The sequence below is a fragment of the Steroidobacter sp. genome (genome assembly GCF_036402275.1).
GTDB lineage: Bacteria > Pseudomonadota > Gammaproteobacteria > Steroidobacterales > Steroidobacteraceae > Steroidobacter.
In genome coordinates this window covers 83242-102373 of the sequence record NZ_DASWTF010000027.1, presented here as the reverse complement: position 1 = coordinate 102373, position 19132 = coordinate 83242, and the positions used below count along the sequence as shown (strand labels likewise).

At 63.3% G+C, this 19132-nt stretch carries 16 protein-coding genes; 7 read left to right on the top strand and 9 right to left on the bottom strand.

Features of this window, described 5'->3' with window-relative positions; all coding sequences use genetic code 11:
• Nucleotides 1–12 precede the first annotated feature (12 nt).
• Nucleotides 13–849, bottom strand: a complete 837-nt coding sequence (gene djlA, locus VGD45_RS12575) for a co-chaperone DjlA (RefSeq protein WP_331155656.1) — start codon at nt 847–849, stop codon at nt 13–15.
• A 166-nt stretch (nt 850–1015) separates the two neighbouring features.
• Here djlA and VGD45_RS12570 point away from each other — a divergent pair, with 166 nt between their 5' ends.
• Together VGD45_RS12570 and VGD45_RS12565 are read left to right on the top strand one after the other, a co-directional pair.
• Nucleotides 1016–1888, top strand: a complete 873-nt coding sequence (locus VGD45_RS12570; RefSeq protein WP_349263262.1) for a phosphoribosylaminoimidazolesuccinocarboxamide synthase — start codon at nt 1016–1018, stop codon at nt 1886–1888.
• A gap of 30 nt (nt 1889–1918) precedes the next feature.
• Nucleotides 1919–2899, top strand: a complete 981-nt coding sequence (locus tag VGD45_RS12565; RefSeq protein WP_331155654.1) for a sensor histidine kinase — start codon at nt 1919–1921, stop codon at nt 2897–2899.
• Here VGD45_RS12565 and VGD45_RS12560 read toward each other — a convergent pair.
• Nucleotides 2871–3683, bottom strand: coding sequence for an ABC transporter substrate-binding protein (locus VGD45_RS12560; RefSeq protein ID WP_331155653.1), 813 nt, complete (start codon nt 3681–3683; stop codon nt 2871–2873). The genes VGD45_RS12565 and VGD45_RS12560 overlap by 29 nt on opposite strands.
• Before the next feature lie 55 nt (nt 3684–3738).
• Here VGD45_RS12560 and VGD45_RS12555 point away from each other — a divergent pair, with 55 nt between their 5' ends.
• A complete protein-coding gene (locus VGD45_RS12555) occupies nt 3739–5064 on the top strand; it encodes a YihY/virulence factor BrkB family protein (protein ID WP_331155652.1) in 1326 nt (441 codons plus the stop codon).
• Nucleotides 5065–5075: 11 nt separating this feature from the next.
• On the opposite strand, the gene pmbA is transcribed toward VGD45_RS12555, so the two are convergent.
• Nucleotides 5076–6434, bottom strand: a complete 1359-nt coding sequence (gene pmbA, locus VGD45_RS12550) for a metalloprotease PmbA (RefSeq protein WP_331155651.1) — start codon at nt 6432–6434, stop codon at nt 5076–5078.
• Nucleotides 6435–6518: 84 nt separating this feature from the next.
• Between pmbA and yjgA the strand changes: the two genes are divergently transcribed.
• The 4 genes from yjgA to VGD45_RS12530 all read left to right on the top strand — a co-directional run bounded on the left by yjgA (nt 6519) and on the right by VGD45_RS12530 (nt 10164).
• Complete coding sequence (yjgA, locus tag VGD45_RS12545; RefSeq protein ID WP_331155650.1) at nt 6519–7034, top strand: ribosome biogenesis factor YjgA; 516 nt, start codon at nt 6519–6521, stop codon at nt 7032–7034.
• Between the two features lie 15 nt (nt 7035–7049).
• Nucleotides 7050–7556: a 5-(carboxyamino)imidazole ribonucleotide mutase gene (purE, locus tag VGD45_RS12540; RefSeq protein ID WP_331155649.1), complete on the top strand. Its 507-nt coding sequence runs from the start codon at nt 7050–7052 to the stop codon at nt 7554–7556.
• A complete protein-coding gene (locus tag VGD45_RS12535; RefSeq protein WP_331155648.1) occupies nt 7553–8635 on the top strand; it encodes a 5-(carboxyamino)imidazole ribonucleotide synthase in 1083 nt (360 codons plus the stop codon). The genes purE and VGD45_RS12535 overlap by 4 nt, the downstream gene beginning before the upstream one ends.
• A 134-nt stretch (nt 8636–8769) precedes the next feature.
• Nucleotides 8770–10164: an AAA family ATPase gene (locus tag VGD45_RS12530; RefSeq protein ID WP_331155647.1), complete on the top strand. Its 1395-nt coding sequence runs from the start codon at nt 8770–8772 to the stop codon at nt 10162–10164.
• Between the two features lie 25 nt (nt 10165–10189).
• Here VGD45_RS12530 and VGD45_RS12525 read toward each other — a convergent pair whose 3' ends face one another.
• From VGD45_RS12525 to VGD45_RS12500, 6 genes are all read right to left on the bottom strand, one after another.
• Nucleotides 10190–10417, bottom strand: a complete 228-nt coding sequence (locus VGD45_RS12525; protein WP_331155646.1) for a hypothetical protein — start codon at nt 10415–10417, stop codon at nt 10190–10192.
• 101 nt (nt 10418–10518) lie between these two features.
• A complete protein-coding gene (gene tldD, locus VGD45_RS12520) occupies nt 10519–12027 on the bottom strand; it encodes a metalloprotease TldD (RefSeq protein ID WP_331155645.1) in 1509 nt (502 codons plus the stop codon).
• 52 nt (nt 12028–12079) lie between these two features.
• On the bottom strand, nt 12080–12931 hold the full coding sequence (locus tag VGD45_RS12515) for a carbon-nitrogen hydrolase family protein (protein ID WP_331155644.1): 852 nt from the start codon (nt 12929–12931) through the stop codon (nt 12080–12082).
• Between the two features lie 3 nt (nt 12932–12934).
• A complete protein-coding gene (locus VGD45_RS12510) occupies nt 12935–16930 on the bottom strand; it encodes a YhdP family protein (protein ID WP_331155643.1) in 3996 nt (1331 codons plus the stop codon).
• Nucleotides 16931–16953: 23 nt separating this feature from the next.
• A complete protein-coding gene (gene rng / locus VGD45_RS12505; RefSeq protein WP_331155642.1) occupies nt 16954–18438 on the bottom strand; it encodes a ribonuclease G in 1485 nt (494 codons plus the stop codon).
• Entirely contained in the window at nt 18435–19058 is a 624-nt protein-coding gene (locus VGD45_RS12500; protein ID WP_331155641.1) for a Maf family protein, read from the bottom strand. The genes rng and VGD45_RS12500 overlap by 4 nt, the downstream gene beginning before the upstream one ends.
• Between the last annotated feature and the right edge of the window lie 74 nt (nt 19059–19132).

Sequence of the window (19132 nt, the reverse complement as noted above, 5' to 3'; positions counted from 1 at the left end):
GAACCTCGCTATCTATCGCATCGCGCGCGCTTCACGCAGCACTTCGTATGCCGCGCGGACCTGCCGGGTTTTTTCCTCGGCGACTTTCATCATCGACTCGGGCAGGCCGCGCGCGACCAGCTTGTCGGGGTGATTTTGATTCATCAGGCGTCGATACGCCTTGGTGACTTCCGCGTCGGATGCCGAGCTCGGGATACCCAGCACTTCGTAGGCCTGCGCGACTTTATCGACCTTGGGAGCCGCTTCGGGCGGTTGACGAGACGACTGCGTCATTCGCAGCAGCGCCTCCATTTGCACCAACTCGTAGGGCGAGACGCCCAACGACGTGGCCACTCGCGCCATCACCTGGCGAGCGGCGGAACTGAAACTGCCACTCCACAACGCCGTCTGCAGTTGAATCTGCAGGAACATGCGCAGCAGTTCGGGGCGGTCGCTCAACATCCTGCGCAGCCGGCGCACCGTGGCTTCCAGGGGAAACTCGCGTTCCTTGCCCTGAGTGAACAAATCGATGGCGAACTGCACCTCGCGCTCGCGCAGCTGGAACTCGGTCATGATGGCGCGTGCGGCGCGAATATCATTTTCGGAGACGCGCCCGTCGGCCTTCGCGATGTGGCCCATCACCTGAAAGGTCGCGCGGAAGAACGCTTCCTGCACGCCCATCGTCGACGCTTGGGCATCCGCTGCCGAGTCAGCCTCATCGGCGTCATTGCCACTGCCCAGACGACCGGCGAGCCCGCTCTCCGCCGAAGCGTCGAACAGGTGCCCGATGAAGGTCCCGAACAATGCGCCCATGGGACCCGCGGTCACCCCGCCGATCAGCGCGCCCAATGCTTTACCTTGCCAATACATCGATGCCTTGAAGCCCTCGTCACCCACTGCGACAATTAGTCAGCAAGTACTGACTGAGCCGGTATGGTAGCAGCCTCGTGCACCGCCACCATCGGCCGACAGTCAACCGTGTTTTTCCTCTCAATTTTTATCGAGTAAGCCCATCGTGACTCAGCCCTCCCCTCCCATGCTCGAGTCGCGCCTCAGCAGTTTGAAGCGCATTCATCAGGGCAAGGTCCGCGACGTCTACGCCATCGACGAGCGGCAGATGCTGATCGTGACCACCGACCGGCTCAGCGCCTTCGACGTGGTGCTGCCCGACCCGATCCCCGGCAAGGGCGCGGTGCTGTCCCGAATCTCGCGCTTCTGGTTCGAGCGGACCAGGCACATCATCCCGAATCACATCCTGGACACGCCGCTGGAAAGCGTGGTCAAAGATCCCGCCGAGCGCGCGGCCATCGCCGATCGCAGCATGATCGTGAGGCGCCTCAAGGCGCTGCCCATCGAAGCCGTGGTGCGCGGCTATCTGATCGGCTCGGGATGGAAGGATTACCAGCAAACCGGCAAGGTGTGCGGTATCGAATTGCCAAAAGGGCTGCGCCAGGCCGATCGCCTCAGCGAGCCATTGTTCACACCGGCCACCAAAGCGGAACTGGGCGAGCACGACGAGAACATCGACTACGACCGCACCGTGTCACTGATCGGTCGCGGCCTTGCCGAGCAGGTCCGCGCGACCGCGCTCGCGTTGTATCGCTTCGCCGCCGAATACGCGCTGACTCGCGGCATCATCATCGCCGACACCAAGTTCGAGTTCGGCATCGACGACGCCGGGCATCTGACGCTGATCGACGAAGCCTTGACGCCCGATTCCTCGCGCTTCTGGCCCACCGACACCTATAGCCCTGGCACCAGCCCGCCGAGTTTCGACAAGCAGTTCGTGCGCGACTATCTGGAAACATTGACGTGGGACAAGCGCGCGCCGGGGCCGAAGTTGCCCGCCGAGGTCGTGCGGAAGACCGCGGAAAAATACGCCGAGGCGGAGCGCCGCCTCACCACCTGAGCCGCTGCAACCCGGCCGACGCACAAACGCATGCCACGAACGATCGCATTGATCTATCTGGCGGCCGGGGCGATCTGGATTTTCGTCACCGATCGCTGGTTGGAATGGCTGGGCCTGGACCCGCGCACGCTGCAGGTCCTGCAAACCAGCAAGGGCTGGCTGGCGATTCTCGGCTCGGCCATTCTGCTGTACATCCTGCTGAGACGACATAAGCGACGCGACGACGCCGCCGTCTCCGCGCTGCTCGAATCACAGCGCGAAGTGCAGCAGATGAACGCCGAGTTGGAAAAGCGTGTCGCCGAGCGCACGCGTCAGCTGCAAGCCGCCAATCGCGAGCTCGAATCGTTTGCTTACGCCGTCTCTCACGATCTGCGCGCACCGCTGCGCAGCCTGTCTGGCTTCAGCCAGATCCTGCAGGAAACCGCCACCGACCGGCTCGACGAAAAACAGCTGCACTATCTACGGCGCATTCATGACGCCAGTCAGCGGATGTCCGGCCTCATCGAGGCGCTGCTGAGTTTATCGCGCATCAGCACCGCGGACCTGGTCGTTCGCCCCGTGAATTTGACGCAGATCTGCATCGACGCCGGCGAGGCTTTGAAAGAAAAATTCCCCGGCCATACCGTTGAATTCGACGTCGCGCCGAACATGCACGTCGAAGGCGACGCACGCCTGCTGCGCATGGCGATGGATTGTTTGATCGGCAACGCCTGGAAATACACCATTCGCGCCGCCCGACCGGCGGTGTCCGTCGGCGTGCAGACCGGCGTCACCGGCGGCCCGATTTATTTCGTGCGTGACAACGGCGTCGGCTTCGACATGGCGTATGCGAACAAGCTGTTCGTGCCGTTTCAGCGCTTGCATCCCGAAGCGGAGTTTCAGGGTAGCGGCATCGGGCTCGTCACCGCGCAACGCGTGATCGCGCGTCACAACGGCCGCATCTGGGCCGAAGCGCAGGTCGACGCGGGCGCGACGTTTTATTTCACGATCGGCTCGCCTGCCACGCCTTGAAGATCTGGTGAATCTCGGTCACGCCGTCGGTGAGCGCCGCCGGACCGGGCTGCAAAATGATGGATGATTTGATTTCGTGCAGCTGGGCATTGGCGACCGCAGGCACATGTTCCCAACCTGCGCGAGCCGCGACACTGGCCGGCCGAAACTTCTTCCCGCACCACGAGCCGAGAATGATATCGGGCGCACGACGCACCACCTCCAGCGGATCGGCGACGATGCGATTCTTCGCCAGCGACTGACGCGAGTGGTCGTCGAAACAATCGTCGCCGCCGGCCACGCCGATCAGTTCCGAGACCCACCGGATTCCCGAGATCATCGGCTCGTCCCATTCCTCGAAGTACACGCGTGGACGCACACTGAACTGCGCCGCCGAGGCGCGAATGCCTTCGAGGTTCTCGGCCAGCCTGGCGCAGAGCTGCGCAGCCTTGGCCTCGCAGCCGATCATGCCGCCGAGGATGCTGATCATGCCGAAGATGCCGGTGATGTCGCGGTGATTGAAAATGTGCACGTTCAGCCCGTGCCGCACCAGGTCCGAGGCGATGTCGGCCTGCAGGTCGGAGAAGCCCAGCACTAGATCGGGCTCCAGCTCGCGAATGCGATCGACCTTGGCGCTGGTGAACGCCGAAACCTTCGGTTTCTCGCGCCGGGCACGCGGCGGCCGCACCGTGAAACCGGAGATTCCGACGATGCGCCAGTCCTCTTCCAGCAGGTACAGCGTTTCGGTGGTCTCCTCGGTGAGGCAGACAATGCGGGACGGAAAAATGCCCGAGGTGTAATTCATAACTGGAGGTTGCCTAACTTGCCGCCGCAGCAGGCGCGTGTCACGCTGCTGACGCATGATCGCACCCTTGCTGACACGCCTCGAATGTTGGCTGTTCGAGCCGCCGGAATCCATCATCGGCCGGCCGCTGTGGAAACTCACACGGATCCTGCGCTATCCCTACGCCTTGATCCGCGACATCACTCGCGGCGAGCTCACCTTGCGCGCCATGAGCCTGGTGTTCACGACGTTGCTTTCCATCGTGCCCATCATCGCCCTGTCGTTCTCGGTGCTCAAAGGCCTGGGGTACCACCGCGAGCTCGAGCCGGTACTGTACAGCTTCCTGGAGCCGCTCGGCGACCGCGCCTATGAAATCACCGCGCAGGTGATGAGCTTCGTCGACAACGTGAAGGGCAGCGTGCTGGGCGGCATCGGTTTGACGTTCCTGCTGTACACGCTGATCACGACCGTGCAGAAGGTCGAGGAAAGTTTCAATTTCGTGTGGCGCGTCGAGCAGCCGCGCAGCTTCGGCCGCCGCTTCAGCGAATATGTGAGCGTCATGGTGGTGGGCCCGGCCGTCATCGTCGCGGCGCTGGGATTGATCGCCACTCTGGCCAGCACGAGCGTGGTGGAGACCCTGTCCCATTATCGTCCGTTCGATACGTTGCTGCTGGTGCTGGGCAGGATCACGCCGTACGTCCTGGTCTCGGGCGTGTTCACGTTCATGTACGGTTTCATACCGAATACCAAGGTACAGCTGCGCGCCGCACTGATTGGCGGCGTGTCCGCCGGCGCGGCGTGGGCCTTCAGCGGCATGGTGATCGCGCGCTTCGTTTCCAGCACCACCACGACGACGCTGATCTATGCCGGCTTCGCCATCGTCATCGTGGCGTTGATGTGGCTGTATGTTTCCTGGCTGATTCTGCTGCTCGGCGCGCAGCTGGCCTTCTACGTGCAGAATCCGCAATACCTGCGACCGGGCCGCGGCTTGATCAGCCTGAATTCGAGCCTGCGCGAGCGAGTCGCGCTCTCCATCATGTATCTCATCGTGAACGACTATCGCACGGCCCAGCATCGCTGGACCGTGAACCGCCTCGCCGACCATCTCGAACTGCCGGGCGCGGCGCTCACCCCCATCGTGGACGCGCTGGAGAACCGCAAACTGCTATTGCTCGCCGAAGACGATAGTTGGGTGCCGGCGCGAGACCCGCATGCAATCGAGCTGAACGATGTGCTGGACGCCGTACGGCACGAGACCGCGGGGCCGCGCCTCAGCCGCATCAGAGATATCGCGCCCGCGGTCGAAGCGGCTCGCGTCGCCGAGCAGGCGTTATTGGACAGCTTGAAAGGGAAGACCGTGGCCGAACTGGTCGAACAGGCCAAATCCGCTCCTCGTCCCTGATCGAATCGCCGTCACTCTCCGGCGATCGTCATCTTCTCGAGCAGCACCGAGCCCGTGCGAATGCCGCCGCGCTTATCGACGTCGTTACCGACGGCGACGATCTCGCGATACATGTCTTTCAGATTGCCGGCGATGGTGATCTCGTTGACCGGATACTGAATCTCGCCGTTCTCGATCCAGAAGCCGGCTGCGCCGCGTGAATAATCTCCGGTCACGCCGTTGATGCCCTGCCCCATCAGCTCGGTCACCAGCAAGCCGCGATTCATCTTCTTGAGCAGCGCATTGAAGTCATCCGCGCCGGAAGAAACGATCAGGTTGTGCACTCCGCCGGCGTTACCAGTGGTGCGCAAACCGAGTTTGCGCGCCGAATACGTGCTGAGCACATAGCCCGTGAGCACGCCATCCTTGATCAACTCGCGATCGCGCGTCACCACGCCTTCGCTGTCGAAAGGTGAGCTGGCGAGCGCTTTGGGAATATGCGGCCGCTCCGAAATTTGCAGCCACGACGGAAAGATCTGCTGGCCGGCCGCATCGAGCAGGAACGAAGCACGCCGATACTGACTACCGCCGCGAATCGCGCCAAGGAAATGTCCCATCAAACCGCGCGCCAGCTCGGGAACGAACAATACCGGAGCAGTCGTGGTCGGCAGCTTCTTTGCATCCAGACGACGCAATGCCCGCGCCGCGGCCTGCTTGCCGATGGACTCTCCGTCTTCCATCTCGCGCCAATCGCGCACCGAGCTGTACCAGTAGTCCCGCTGCATCTCGCCGTTGTCTTGAGCCACCACCACGCAGCTCAAGCTGTGAATCGTGCTCGGAAAGCCACCGAGAAATCCGGCCGAATTACCGAACACGCGCAAGCCTCGATGACTCGACAGCGTGGCGCCCTCGGAATTGCCAATGCGCTTGTCGGCATTGAGCGCCGCGGCTTCGCAAGCGACCGCCAGATCACGCGCCGCATCGGGCTCGATGTCCCAGGGATGTGACAGCTGCAGATCGGGGAATTCTTTCGCCAGATCTTCTGGGTCGGGCAGGCCCGCGCATTCGTCCTCGGCGGTGAATCCGGCGATGCTGAACGCCTTGGCGACGGTTTCGCGGATCGCCTGCGGCCGCAGATCGGCCGTGCTCGCCGTGCCCTTGCGCTTACCGCGGTACACGGTGATGCCCATGCCGCGATCGCGCTGATACTCGAGTGTTTCCACTTCGCCCAAGCGCGCGGTCACCGACAGGCCAGTATCGACGCTGATGCCGACTTCGGATTCGGTGGCGCCGAGGCGACGGCCCTCCTCGATGGCGAGGGCAACCAGGTCCTGCAGGTCCTGTTGCGAGTGGCTGAGCTGGTTGGAGGCGGTGCTGGGAACTTGAGCCATCGCCCAATTGTATCAGTCGGGCTGACCTTGCATGCGGCCGGCCGTGCACGCATCCTTGCGCCCCCATACCAGCCCTGTCCTGACATGACCGACGACGCCGACCACGACGACAGCCGGCCCAGTAAAAGCGCGCGCAAGCGTCACAGCGACGACCTGCAGGCGTTGGGCGAAGCGCTGATCGAGCTTTCGGATAGCGAATTGGACGCGCTGCCATTGCCGGAGCAGCTGCGCGATGCCGTGCTCTTGGCGCGTCGGATCACGGCGCACGGGGGCCTCTACCGGCAGAAACAGTACATCGGCAAGTTGATGCGCAAGCTCGACGCCGAGCCCATCCGCGAGGCGCTCGAAGCCAAACGCAACCGCGAGCGGGTCGAAGCCATCCGCTTCCATCGCATCGAGGAATGGCGGGACCGGCTGCTGCGCGAAGGCGCCGAGGCCGTAGCCTCGTTCAAGGCGGAATTTCCGCAGGCCGACAGCAATGCCGTGAGCAAGCTGACCGAGCGCGCCCGCAAGGAACAGCAGACCTCGAAGGAAAAAATCACACCGGCGGGCCGCGAGCTGTTTCGACTCCTGCGCGACGCCCTGTCACGCGCCCCCTGATACAATCCGCCCCTTATGAAACCGTTAGTTGGCATCATCATGGGCTCGAAGTCCGATTGGGAGACTTTGCAGCCCGCCGCGGACACCCTGCAGCGGCTCGGCATCGCGTTCGAGACGCGCGTGGTGTCGGCGCATCGCACCCCGGACCTGCTGTTCGACTACGCCGAAAAGGCGCGCGAGCGCGGCCTCGAGGTCATCATCGCTGGCGCGGGCGGCGCGGCCCACCTGCCGGGCATGACGGCCGCCAAAACCAGCCTGCCGGTGCTGGGCGTGCCGGTGCAGTCGAAAATGCTCAGTGGCATCGACTCGCTACTGTCCATCGTGCAGATGCCCGCCGGCATTCCGGTCGGTACCCTGGCCATCGGCCAGGCCGGCGCCACCAACGCGGCGCTGTTCGCCGCCTCGATCCTGGCCAACAAGTACGAGCCGGTGCGCGCCGCGCTCGATAAGTTCCGGGCCGACCAGACCGCCAGCGTGCTCGCCAATCCCGACCCGTCCATCACTTCCGTTCCCCGTCCATGAAAATCGGCATCATCGGTGCGGGCCAGCTGGGACGCATGCTGGCCCTGGCGGGTTATCCGCTGGGTTTACGTTTTGTGTTCCTGGATCAGAGCAGCGACGCGCCTGGCGGCCAGGTGGGCCGCATCATTCCTGGCGCATTCGACGACGGAGCCAAGCTCGCCGAGCTGGCTGACGAAGTCGACGTCGTGACATTCGACGTCGAGAACGTGCCGGTCGCGGCAGTCGAGCCGATCGCGAGCAAGAAAACATTCCTGCCGCCGGTCAAAGCGCTCGGCGCCTCGCAGGACCGGCTGCACGAAAAAACATTGTTCCAGCAGCTGAAGATTCCGACGCCGCCGTTCGCCGCGGTCGACTCCATCGAGGATCTGCACGCGGCGGTGGAAAAGATCGGTTTGCCGGGCGTGCTCAAGACGCGCCGCCTCGGCTACGACGGCCGCGGCCAGTTCTACTTGCGCAAGCCGGCCGATATCGAAGCCGCGTGGCAGGCGCTCGGCACGGTGCCGCTGATTTACGAAGGTTTCGTCGATTTCTCGCGCGAGGTGTCCATCATCGGCGTGCGCAGCACGAGCGGCGAAACATTGTTTTATCCGCTGTCGGCGAACACCCATTCGCAGGGCATCCTGCGCTACTCCATCGCGCCGTATCGAAACGCTTCGTTACAGAAGCAGGCGGAAACATACATGCGCCGCCTGTTGAAACATCTGGATTACGCCGGCGTGCTCACCATCGAGTTTTTCGTGAAGGGCGGCAAGCTGATTGCCAACGAGATGGCGCCGCGCGTTCACAATTCCGGCCATTGGACCATCGAAGGCGCGCAGACCAGCCAGTTCGAGAATCACGTGCGCGCCATCCTCGGTCTGCCACTGGGCAGCACCCGTGCGAATGGCCACTCGGCAATGATGAACTTCATTGGCACCATTCCCGAGCTTGGGAACATTCTGCGCGTGTCGGGCGTACACTTTCACAGCTACGGGAAAGAACCGCGGCCCAACCGCAAGCTCGGACATTGCACCATCAACGCTCCATCGCCGGCGGCCCGGGATCGGGCATTGCAGCAGTTGCTCAAGCTGAAGATGTAACCCAGCGGGGTCCGGCCCTCATTACGCCGGGCCGTATTCTGGTTAATTGACCGTGATTTTTGTGTCGGGGTACGGTTCTTTCGTAAACTGCCTGGGCCTACCCGCCCGCCGCAACAGGAACAGATCACCACAGCATGTATCTCGAACTGTTCAAGCTGCATGAATTGCCGTTTCGGCTGACGCCGGATCCGCAGTTCCTGTACCTGTCCAAGCACCATGCGCGCGCCAAGGCGTACATGGAATCCACCATCTGGTTCACCGACGGTTTCGTCGTGATCACCGGAGAAATCGGCTCGGGCAAGACCACCCTGATCGAAACCTTCCTGAAGGAACTGGAGAAGGACGTGGTGGTGGCGCAGATCAACCAGACCCAGGTCACCGCCATCGAATTCCTGCAGAGCGTGCTGGTGCAGTTCGGTTTCTCGCCGTTCAAGATGAAAAAGGCCGAGCTGCTGGCCACCTTGAACGAGTTTCTGGTGGAGCAATACGCCAACGGCCGGCGCGTGCTGCTGATCGTGGACGAAGCCCAGAATCTGTCAAACAAGGTGCTGGAAGAGATCCGGCTGCTGTCGGGCGTGGAGACCACCAAGGAAAAGGTCCTGCGCATCATCCTGGCCGGCCAGCCGGAGCTGAACGACAAGCTCAATGCGCCGGGGCTGGTGCAGCTGGCGCAACGTATCCGCCTGCGTTTCCATCTCACCGCGCTGTCGAAGACCGACATGTCGGCGTATATCCAGCACCGCCTGGAAGTGGCCGGCTCGCAGGGCCGGGAGATTTTCGATCCGGAAACATTTCCTTTGATTTACCGCTACACCGGCGGCGTTCCGCGCCTGGTGAACACGCTGGCCGACACCGCGATGATGGCGGCGTTCGCGCAGGATCGCCCGAGCGTCACCATGGACGATGTGAAAGCGGCGATCGAAGAATTGCAGTGGGTCGAATATGCCGAACGTTCGGTGAAGCTGCAGGCGCTGCACGGCGCGCCCGGCGGCATGAACGGCGGCATGCAGGGCGCCAACGGCAGCGAACCCTCCAACGAACGGCGCATCGTGCTCGGGCGCATCCTGGTCGGCTTCAACGGCCAGACCATCGCCGAACGCGAGCTCACGCCGGGCCGCTTCATCATCGGCCGCACGCCGGACAACGATCTGCAGATCGATAGCAAATACATCAGCCGTCATCACGCGCAGATCATCACTTCGATACATACGTCGGTGCTGGAAGATCTGAACAGCACCAACGGTATCTACGTGCGCTCCAAGCGCGTCCGCCGCCGCATGCTGAACGACGGCGACGTGGTGCAGATCGGCCAGCACGAAATCATGTATTTCGACGAGCGCACCAACCGCAGCCGCACGGCGTTCCACGAGGTGGACGACGACGCCGTCCAACTCATGCACGACGGCCCCGACCGCGGCCACGCCGCCACCCTCGCCCAGGACGACGGCGAACCGCTGGAAGAGCGGGACGAGCACGAAGAACACGAAGAAGAAGATCGGCAGGCGAACGAACTGGGATCGGGCCGCTAGCCGCGCTCGCCCGCGCAGCGGCTATTCAGACCTTGTCGTCGAGGGAGCGGCTGTCGTATTCGGCTTGTTTGGTGCGGTAGTCCTTGCGACGCAGCCAGAGCACGAGACCACCCATCAGGCTCAGTGCGCCCACGGTGAGGAAGATGCTGGGCCAGGTCTGGGCCTCGACCAGCCATGCCGCGGCCAGCAGGCTGACGCCGATCAGCATGTACAGGTAAGGCAGCAGCTCGTAGATCGGACGGGAAATCCACATAGGAAAGAATCACAGCCCGCGACCGCGCAATCGTAGCAGCGCGAAGCGGGCTGCGGATACCGGGATGTGTCCCGGCTCACCGCGGGCGGCGACTTTTTACATCACGCCGCCGTGCCGCCCACGGTGAGGCCGTCGACGCGTAGCGTCGGCTGGCCGACGCCGACGGGCACGTCCTGCCCTTCCTTGCCGCAGGTACCCACGCCCTCGTCCAGCTTCAGGTCGTTGCCGACCATGGACACACGGCGCATCACTTCGGGCCCGTTGCCGATCAGCGTGGCGCCGCGCACCGGCGCACCCAGCTTGCCGTTCTCGATCAAATACGCCTCGCTGGCCGAGAACACGAATTTGCCGGAAGTGATATCCACCTGGCCGCCGCCGAAGTTGCGGCAGTACAGCCCCTTCTGCACCGACCCGATGATTTCCTGCGGATCGTGCTTGCCCGCGAGCATGTATGTATTCGTCATGCGCGGCATCGTCATGTGAGCAAACGATTCGCGCCGGCCGTTGCCCGTCGGAGCGACGCCCATGAGACGCGCGTTCAGCTTGTCCTGCATATATCCGCGGAGCACGCCGTTCTCGATCAAAGTCGTGCACTGAGTCGGCACACCTTCATCGTCTATGTTCAGCGAACCGCGACGCGAGCCGAGCGTGCCATCGTCGACGATGGTGCACAGCTCGGACGCCACCTGTTCGCCGATGCGCCCGGAGAACGCCGAAGTGCCCTTGCGATTGAAGTCGCCTTCGAGTCCGTGACCCACGGCTTCGTGCAACAACACGCCGGGCCAACCCGGGCCGAGCACCACGGTCATCGTGCCAGCCGGCGCGGGCACCGCATCCAGATTGACCAGCGCGCCGCGCACCGCTTCGTGCACCAGCTCCTTCCACCGATCTTTCTCCAGGAACTTGGCGAAGCCATAACGGCCGCCGGTGCCGGCATAACCCTGCTCGCGCCGACCGTCCTTCTCGACGATCACAGAAACATTCATTCGCACCAACGGACGGACATCCGCCGCGACCGTGCCGTCGCTGGCCATCACGAGCACGACCTCGTGCGAGCCCGACAGACTCGCCATCACCTGCGTCACGCAGGGATTCAAACGGCGCGCTTCGCGATCGATACGTTCGAGCAGTTGCACCTTGTCGGTGTCACTCAACCCTTCGAGCGGATCCATCGGCAGATACAACTGATGACCGGCCGTCGAACGCCAGGCCTGCATGGATTTGTTTGCTCCGCTGCGCGCGATCGCGCGAGCGGCCATGGAAGCTTCGGTCAACGCCGGCAGCACGATCTCGTCGGAATAGGCGAAACCGGTTTTCTCGCCAGCCAGCGCACGCACGCCCACGCCTTGTTCGATGCTGTGCGAGCCGTCTTTGACGATGCCGTCTTCCAGCGACCACGACTCTTCGCGGCTCAGCTGGAAATACAAATCCGCGTAGTCGACGCTGTAGCCCATGACGCTGCCGAGCACGCCGGCGATACGATCCTCGTCCAACCCCGAGGGCGCGAGAATCGCCTGACGCGCGACTTCCAACGGCTGCGACGCGTTGAACGCGTTGGGCAATTCGAGGTGCAAACGATCGTGGACGACGGAAACGGGCGTGGTGCTCATAGGGCGTGCGTATTCCTGGAGTGGCCGGGGGCCATTATGCCAATCGGGCCCGTCAGGCGGGCGGCGCGATCGAAAAACGCCGATGCGACAGCGCCGGGAATCGTTCGCGCAGTTCTTGTTGCACAGTGCGGTCGATTTCCGCAACTGCAAGGCCGGGACCGGCCTCGGCGACTCGGGAAACGACCTGGCCCCACGGATCCACGATCAGCGAGTCTCCCCAGGTCTCCCGTCCGTTCGGATGAATACCGCTCTGAGCTGGGGCCAGGACGTAGCACAGATTCTCGACCGCCCGGGCCCGCACCAACAATTCCCAATGCGCCTTGCCGGTGGGTGCGGTAAACGCTGAAGGCAGGCTAAGGATTTCCGCCCCCTGCTCCTGCAACATCCGGAACAGCTCCGGAAAGCGCACGTCGTAGCAAACGGCCATGCCGACGCGACCTGCCGGTGTAGGCGCCACGGTGAGCTGACTGCCTGGAGCGACAGTGGCGGATTCCCGATAGCGCTCGTTCCTGTCGGGCGCTTCTCGATTGGGAATGGCGACGTCGAACAGATGGATCTTGTCGTAACGAGCCACGCAGCGACCGCGCTCATCGAATACCAGCGACGCCGACGCGACACGCTCGGGCTCGTTCTCGACCCGCAACGGAATGGTGCCGCCGATGATCCACAGACCCAGCTCGCGCGCGCAGTGCCCGAGGAACGCTTGTATGGGGCCTTCGCCAGGAGCTTCCGCGACGGCGACCTTATCGGTCTCCTTGCGGCCCATGATGGCAAAATTTTCAGGCAGCGCCGCCAGCGTCGCGCCTTCGGCGCGAGCGCGTTCCAACAGGACGCGCGCCGTTGTGAGATTGGCATCGACCTCGGGAGCCGAGGTCATTTGCAGTACAGCGACTCTAGAAGTCACTCGTTAGTCACCCGATGCATCTGCTTTGGCGTCCGCCGCATCCACCCGTTCGACCACTGGCTCCTCCCAAGGGCCGGTGATGCGATAGTAGCCGCGAGTGATGCCTTTCAGGGGTTCTTTGAAAACCTGGGAGAACAGCAGAATGGCCGCGCCCACCACGGGCCCGCCCGCCAATGCGCCAGCGACCGGCAGCGACGCGCCGAGATTCCCTGTGACGACAGCAGTCTGGTCGTAATCGCGCGTGCCTAATCCAGTGCGGCCAGCGATGCCGATCTCGGCCGCCGGTCCTCGCAACAGCAAATTGCTCGTGTAGGCATTGCCATCGCGTAATTCGAAATCGCCACGCACGGTGTCGAACGCCAGGCCTTTCTCGGTGAGATCGCTGAAGTCGAGCGCCAACCGGCGCGGCAACGCGCCAACGCTGAACAGGCCCAGCACACGGCCCGCGCCGGGCTGCAAATTCACGAGTTGGCCCGTTTCCGCTTCGACGCGAATCGCGCCGGAAGCATGTTCGAGAATGTTGCCGTCGTAGCCACCCTGCCACGCCAGATCTGCTTTGATCGCGCCACGCTTTGCTTCGATGAAAGGCGTGTAATTCAGCGCGCGCAGCGTGGCGGCGACGTCCTTGCTCTCGATAGTTGCATTCAAAGTCGAATGCAAGCCGTCGACCGTCTTCAACCACTCGCCTTTCGCATCGGCGCGCACCGATTCGGCCAGGATGGTTGCGTTGTCGAAGCGAATGCCTTGCGGGACTCGCGTTGCTTTCAACTCAACCGCCCCGATCGCTCGCGTGCCCACGCGCATGTTGCTCACGTACACCTGCATGTTCGGCAGGTTGCGCGGGTCCAGGTCCTCATCTTCATCTTTTTTCGTTTCGCCTTCCGGGCGCGGCGCTTTGTCGATGACCAAACGTTCCATGGTGGCGCGCAGCGGTTGCGAGCCCGTAAACGATTCAGGGATGAGCACCTGTCCCGCCGCGCTCTCGCCGCTGACGTCGATGCGCCAGCCGCTCTGCGTCGACTGCAACACCCCGCGCAGATCGGGGAAGCGATAACCGAACAATTGGAAGTCGGCGACGCGCACGTTGGCCGCCTGCAAATAGTCCGACAGCGTCTTGGCGTCTTCGTCGTCCCTGGATGGGATCGCACTGTTGTTCGAAGGAGTACCCCGCAGCGCCAGCCAGTCATCCAGCACGAAACGTTGCACGCTGCCTTCGATGCGCAATCCACGATGGCTCGGCAGTGCCGGCGCAATGGCATCCGCGCGCACGCCGCCGCGGTCGAGCATCCATCCATCGTCGCCTTGTCGCAGGCGAATCAGCGCCCGCACGTCGCCATAGGAGGTGCGGCTCAGCAGTTGTTCGTCGTCTATTTCCAAGGCCACCTGCAACGGCCGCTCGTCGAATACGCTCTTGCCCAGAGGCTCAGGCAAGCCGACGCCCAGGCCGCTCAGATTCGAATCGATCTTGATATTGCGACGACGCGCCACCTCGCTATCGCCGCTGGCGATGGGCATGCTCATGTGCCAGTCGGTGGCGCCGGTCAATTTCACTGTCGCCGGCAACGCAAACAAAGCCCGCAGCTCGCCAGACTCGGCCCGCCCGTTAGCTTCGAGCTGCGCAGCGGTCGCGCTCTGCTGTTCGATCTTCACGGCGAGCGGGCCGCCGAGAAATCGACCCTTCAGGTCCCCTGCGGCGATCAGCGAGTTCTTGACCGTCAACTCACCCGTCAGTCCCTGCACGGGAGCGACGACCTTTTGCATCGTCACGGTGGCGTCGGCGAAATGCGCCGTCACATCGATCTTGTTATCTGTTGGACGCTTCAACGGCAGCCCAAGCCGCACATCGGCGGTCATCGGCCCGCGCCCGCCGAGTCGCGCGAAAGTCTCGCCGAGCTTCGGACCGATCGGACTCTCGCGCAGGAACGCGAGCCCCGCATCGAGATCGCCGCCCGCGCTCGCCTTGATCGACAGCTCGCTGTCTTTCAGATCTGGAATCTCGGCGGTGGCCTGATTCACGCGAACATTGCCGACCAGGCCGGCGGTGGCGCGCACGCTCATGCCTTGATTTCGGAATTCCACTTGCGCCGCCAGCTCGCGCGCCGGCTGCCAGCCTTCCTGATAGTTGAACAGCGCGTTCTCCACCTGAGCTCGCGCCAGGAACGTGCCTTCGTTCTTGCGGAACGGAAACGCTCGCATCGGTCCCTTGTACTGGAACTCCGCCGTGGAAATTCGGCCGTCGACCAGCGCGGCGTCGAACCATTCCAACGTCTTGGGCCCGAGCTTGTCCGCTGGCAGATATTTGCGCGTCGAGCTCACCTTCAGATCCTCGCCTTGCGCGAACAGATCGAGCACCGGCGAGCCGCCGTCGCTGGGCAAAGTCAGATGCATGCGAGCCACGGCGCGCCCATCCTCGCCCTGCACTCGCAACTGATCCGTGCTCACCACCAAGCCGGCGTCGGTCCGCTGCCAGGACACCACGCCCTCGGCGGACGAGGCGAACAACACTTCACGGAACATTCGCGGCAGATTGAACTCGATCTGCTTCGACGCCAGCTGCAGCTGGCCCGCTTGATCGTTGATGTCGAGATTGCCGCTGATGCCACTGAAGCCCGGTGTACGCAACACCGGGGCCATCCCGATGCCTTCGAGCTTGGCCTGCACCGAGTAGGTGGCGGCAACATCGGGCGCAGTGCGCGCGAAGGAGAATTTCACATCGTTGAGCGCCCCTTTCGCTTGCGAGGCTCGCACGCGCGCCAGACCTTCGCCTTCGGGCAAGTAGGCGAGCCAGGGCCAGATGTTGTCCAACGCCACTCGATCCGCTTCACCGCTGACCTTGAGCGCGCCATGTTCGCCGCGCGACCACCGCGCCTCGATTTTCTTCGCCTTCCAGGACGAGTCGGAACGAGTCGCGTCGAGGTCCGAGAGCGTCACGCTCCATCGATCGTTTGATTTCTGGGCGTTCAGTGCAAAGGCCAGGCGCGTGTAGCTCAACACTTCGGGTGTGGGCGGTGGCTCTTCGACCACTGGCGCCGGCTCGGGCTCGATGGGATGTTTCGGCGGCTGCGGAGCAGGCTTCGGCGGTTCATCGTTTGAAACTGGCGGCACCAGCGGAGCCGCCACCGGCAGTGGAATGGTCCACACTGGCAGCGCCGTTGTGAGCTGTCCCACGTCGACCGCCGCGGACAATTGCAGAAGCTCGGCGCCCTTGAGCGCACCACTGACACGCACGGCGCCATGACCGCTTTCCGGCGCCGGCCATGCATCGGGCAGCAAATCGGCCCAACCGGCGAGATCCAGCTTCTCGCCCTGGATGCTGAAGGTCGACAGCAGCGCATTGGACTGTTCGATGCGGCCATCGGCGGTCGCTGAGAATTTCAGCTCGTGCCCCAATGCCGGCGGCAACGAGGCCGCGCCATTCATCTCCAGCGAATCGCTGCTGCGCGTGAGATCGAAACTCACGCCCGACAGCGACCACGGACCGCGCCCGGTGATCTCGTCGCGAAAGCTCACGACTGCGTCGTGCACGACGAAGCGGCCGGTCGGCAATTGTTCCAACGCGATCGGCTTGATCTCGCGTTCCGGCAGAGCGCTCTGCCCCAGCAGTTGGATCTTGCCCTCGCGCGTGCGGATCAGTGCGATCTCCGGCGCCTCGAGCGCGAAGCGCCCCGCCGTGAGACGACCGTTGGCGATGGAATTCCACAGATCGAAGCCGACGCTGCCGCGCTTGGCCACGAACAGCGTGCGAGTGCGATCCGGCGTACGCACCACGGCGTCGTCGAACACCAGCTCCGGTCCATACAAACGCAGCCGCGCGCTCAGTGTCCGGAATTCGACGATCAACCCGCTGCGCTCGCCGATCCAGTCCTGCAGCTGTACTCGATACTCCGGCACGCGGCCGACGATGAAGCCGAACGTGGCGAACAACAGGCCCACGACAATGGCGAGCACCACCAGGGCGCCGAGCAGCCATTTAGCAACTTGTCGAGGGCGAGGAGACATTAGAACGGGACGTCACACTTCGATCACATCAATACGACATCGTACTGATCCTGTTGATACAGCGCCTCGGTCTGAAGACGGATGGGCTTGCCGGTGTGCACTTCGAGCTCGGCCAGCGCCGCCGATTCTTCATCCAGCAAACGCTCGATCACGTCCTGGTGCGCCAACACCATCAACTCCTGGAACTGGAACTGGCGCGACTGTCGCAGAATCTCACGGAAGATCTCGTAACAAACTGTTTCCGTGGTCTTGACGAAGCCGCGACCTTCGCAGGTTGGACACGCCGAGCACAGCATATGTTCAAGACTCTCGCGTGTGCGCTTGCGCGTCATCTCCACCAGGCCCAGCGGCGACACCGACGAGATGTGATTCTTGGCGTGGTCCGCCGACAGCGATTTCTCCAGCGCCTGCAGCACCTGCTTACGGTGCTCCTCCTCTTCCATGTCGATGAAATCGATGATGATGATGCCGCCCAAGTTGCGCAGGCGCAGCTGCCGCGCGATGGCCACGGCCGCTTCCAGGTTGGTCCGGAAAATCGTCTCTTCGAGCGAGCGCTGGCCGACATAGGCGCCAGTGTTCACGTCGATGGTGGTCATCGATTCGGTCTGATCGAAAATCAGATGGCCGCCGGACTTCAGCGGCACCTTGCGTTCCAGCGATTTCTGGATTTCGTCCTCGACGCCGTACAGATCGAAAATCGGCCGCTCGCCGCGATACAGCTCGATGCGCTCGGTCATCTCCGGCATGAAGGTGCGTGCGAACTCGATCATGCGCTGGTGCGTCTCGGGCTGATCGACGCCGACGTGCTCGATGCCGCTCGACACCACGTCGCGCATGACTCGCACCGGCAACGGCAGATCCTCGTGCACGAGATTGCCGGGCCGTGTGTTGGCCGCTTTCTCGCTGAGCACCGTCCACAGCTTCTGCAGGAACATCATGTCGGCGCGCAACGCGTCTGGCGTCGCGCCCTCAGCAGCAGTACGCACGATATAACCGCCGGGTTCATCGGGTCGGACGAAGAGATTGGCGGCCTCGCGCAGACGCTGCCGCTCAGCTTCATCTTCGATGCGCGCCGAAATTCCGATGCCACGGCCTTTCGGCATGTACACCAGATAGCGCGACGGGATGGTGATGAACGTCGTCAGCCGCGCGCCCTTGGTGCCCAGCGGGTCCTTCAAGACCTGCACCAATATTTCGCCACCTTCGCTGACCAGAGTCTGAATGTCGGGCGTGCGACCCTCGTCCACGGGCTGGTCGGGGCTGCCGTTCTCACCCACTGCCGGATGCACGATATCGGAGGCGTGCAGGAAGGCGGTGCGCTCGAGGCCGATGTCCACGAACGCCGCCTGCATGCCTGGCAGCACTCGCGAGACTCGTCCCTTGTAAATATTGCTGATGAGGCCGCGCTTGTTGGCTCGCTCGAGGAAGATTTCCTGGAGCACGCCGTTTTCGACCAGGGCGGCGCGCGCTTCGCGCGGGCTGATGTTGATGAGGATCTCGGCGGTCATCCTTGAACCTCACTCGCCTGAACGACGATCCGGTGGGCGGCCAGCAGCTCAGCGGTCTCGAACAACGGCAACCCCATGATGCCGGAATAGCTGCCGGCGATGTGTCGGATGAAAATGGCCCCGCGGCCCTGGATGGCGTATCCACCCGCCTTGTCAGCGGGCTCGCCGCTGCGCCAGTAAGCCTGCATTTCCGCCGTCGTGAGATCGCGGAAAGTCACATCGCTCACGCTTAGTCGCACTTCGCTGCCGGCCGCGCTGCGTACCGCTACGGCCGTATGCACCTGATGAGTGCGTCCGGACAGGAGCCGCAACATGCGCACGCAGTCGTGCTCGTCGGCCGGCTTGCCCAGGATGGCGCCATCGACCACCACCGAGGTGTCCGAGCCGAGCACCGGCAAGCGCTGCTCCGCCGGCAGACTTTGCCAAAGTGTGTCGGCCTTCAGCGCGGACAGCCGCGTGACATATTTTTCCGGCGCCTCGGCGCCGTCCACCGACTCGTCGACAGCCACTGGCGCGACTCGGTGCGCGACCCCGATCTGGGCCAGCAAGGCGCTGCGTCGGGGGGACGCCGAGGCCAGATAGATCAACGGCTTGGCGGAAGAACTTGGAGGTACTGACATGCACCGAAGGATACCTGCCGGAGCGCGTCAGGGACATTGTTCAGAGGCGGAAATTAATAGCCCCTGAATCGTGG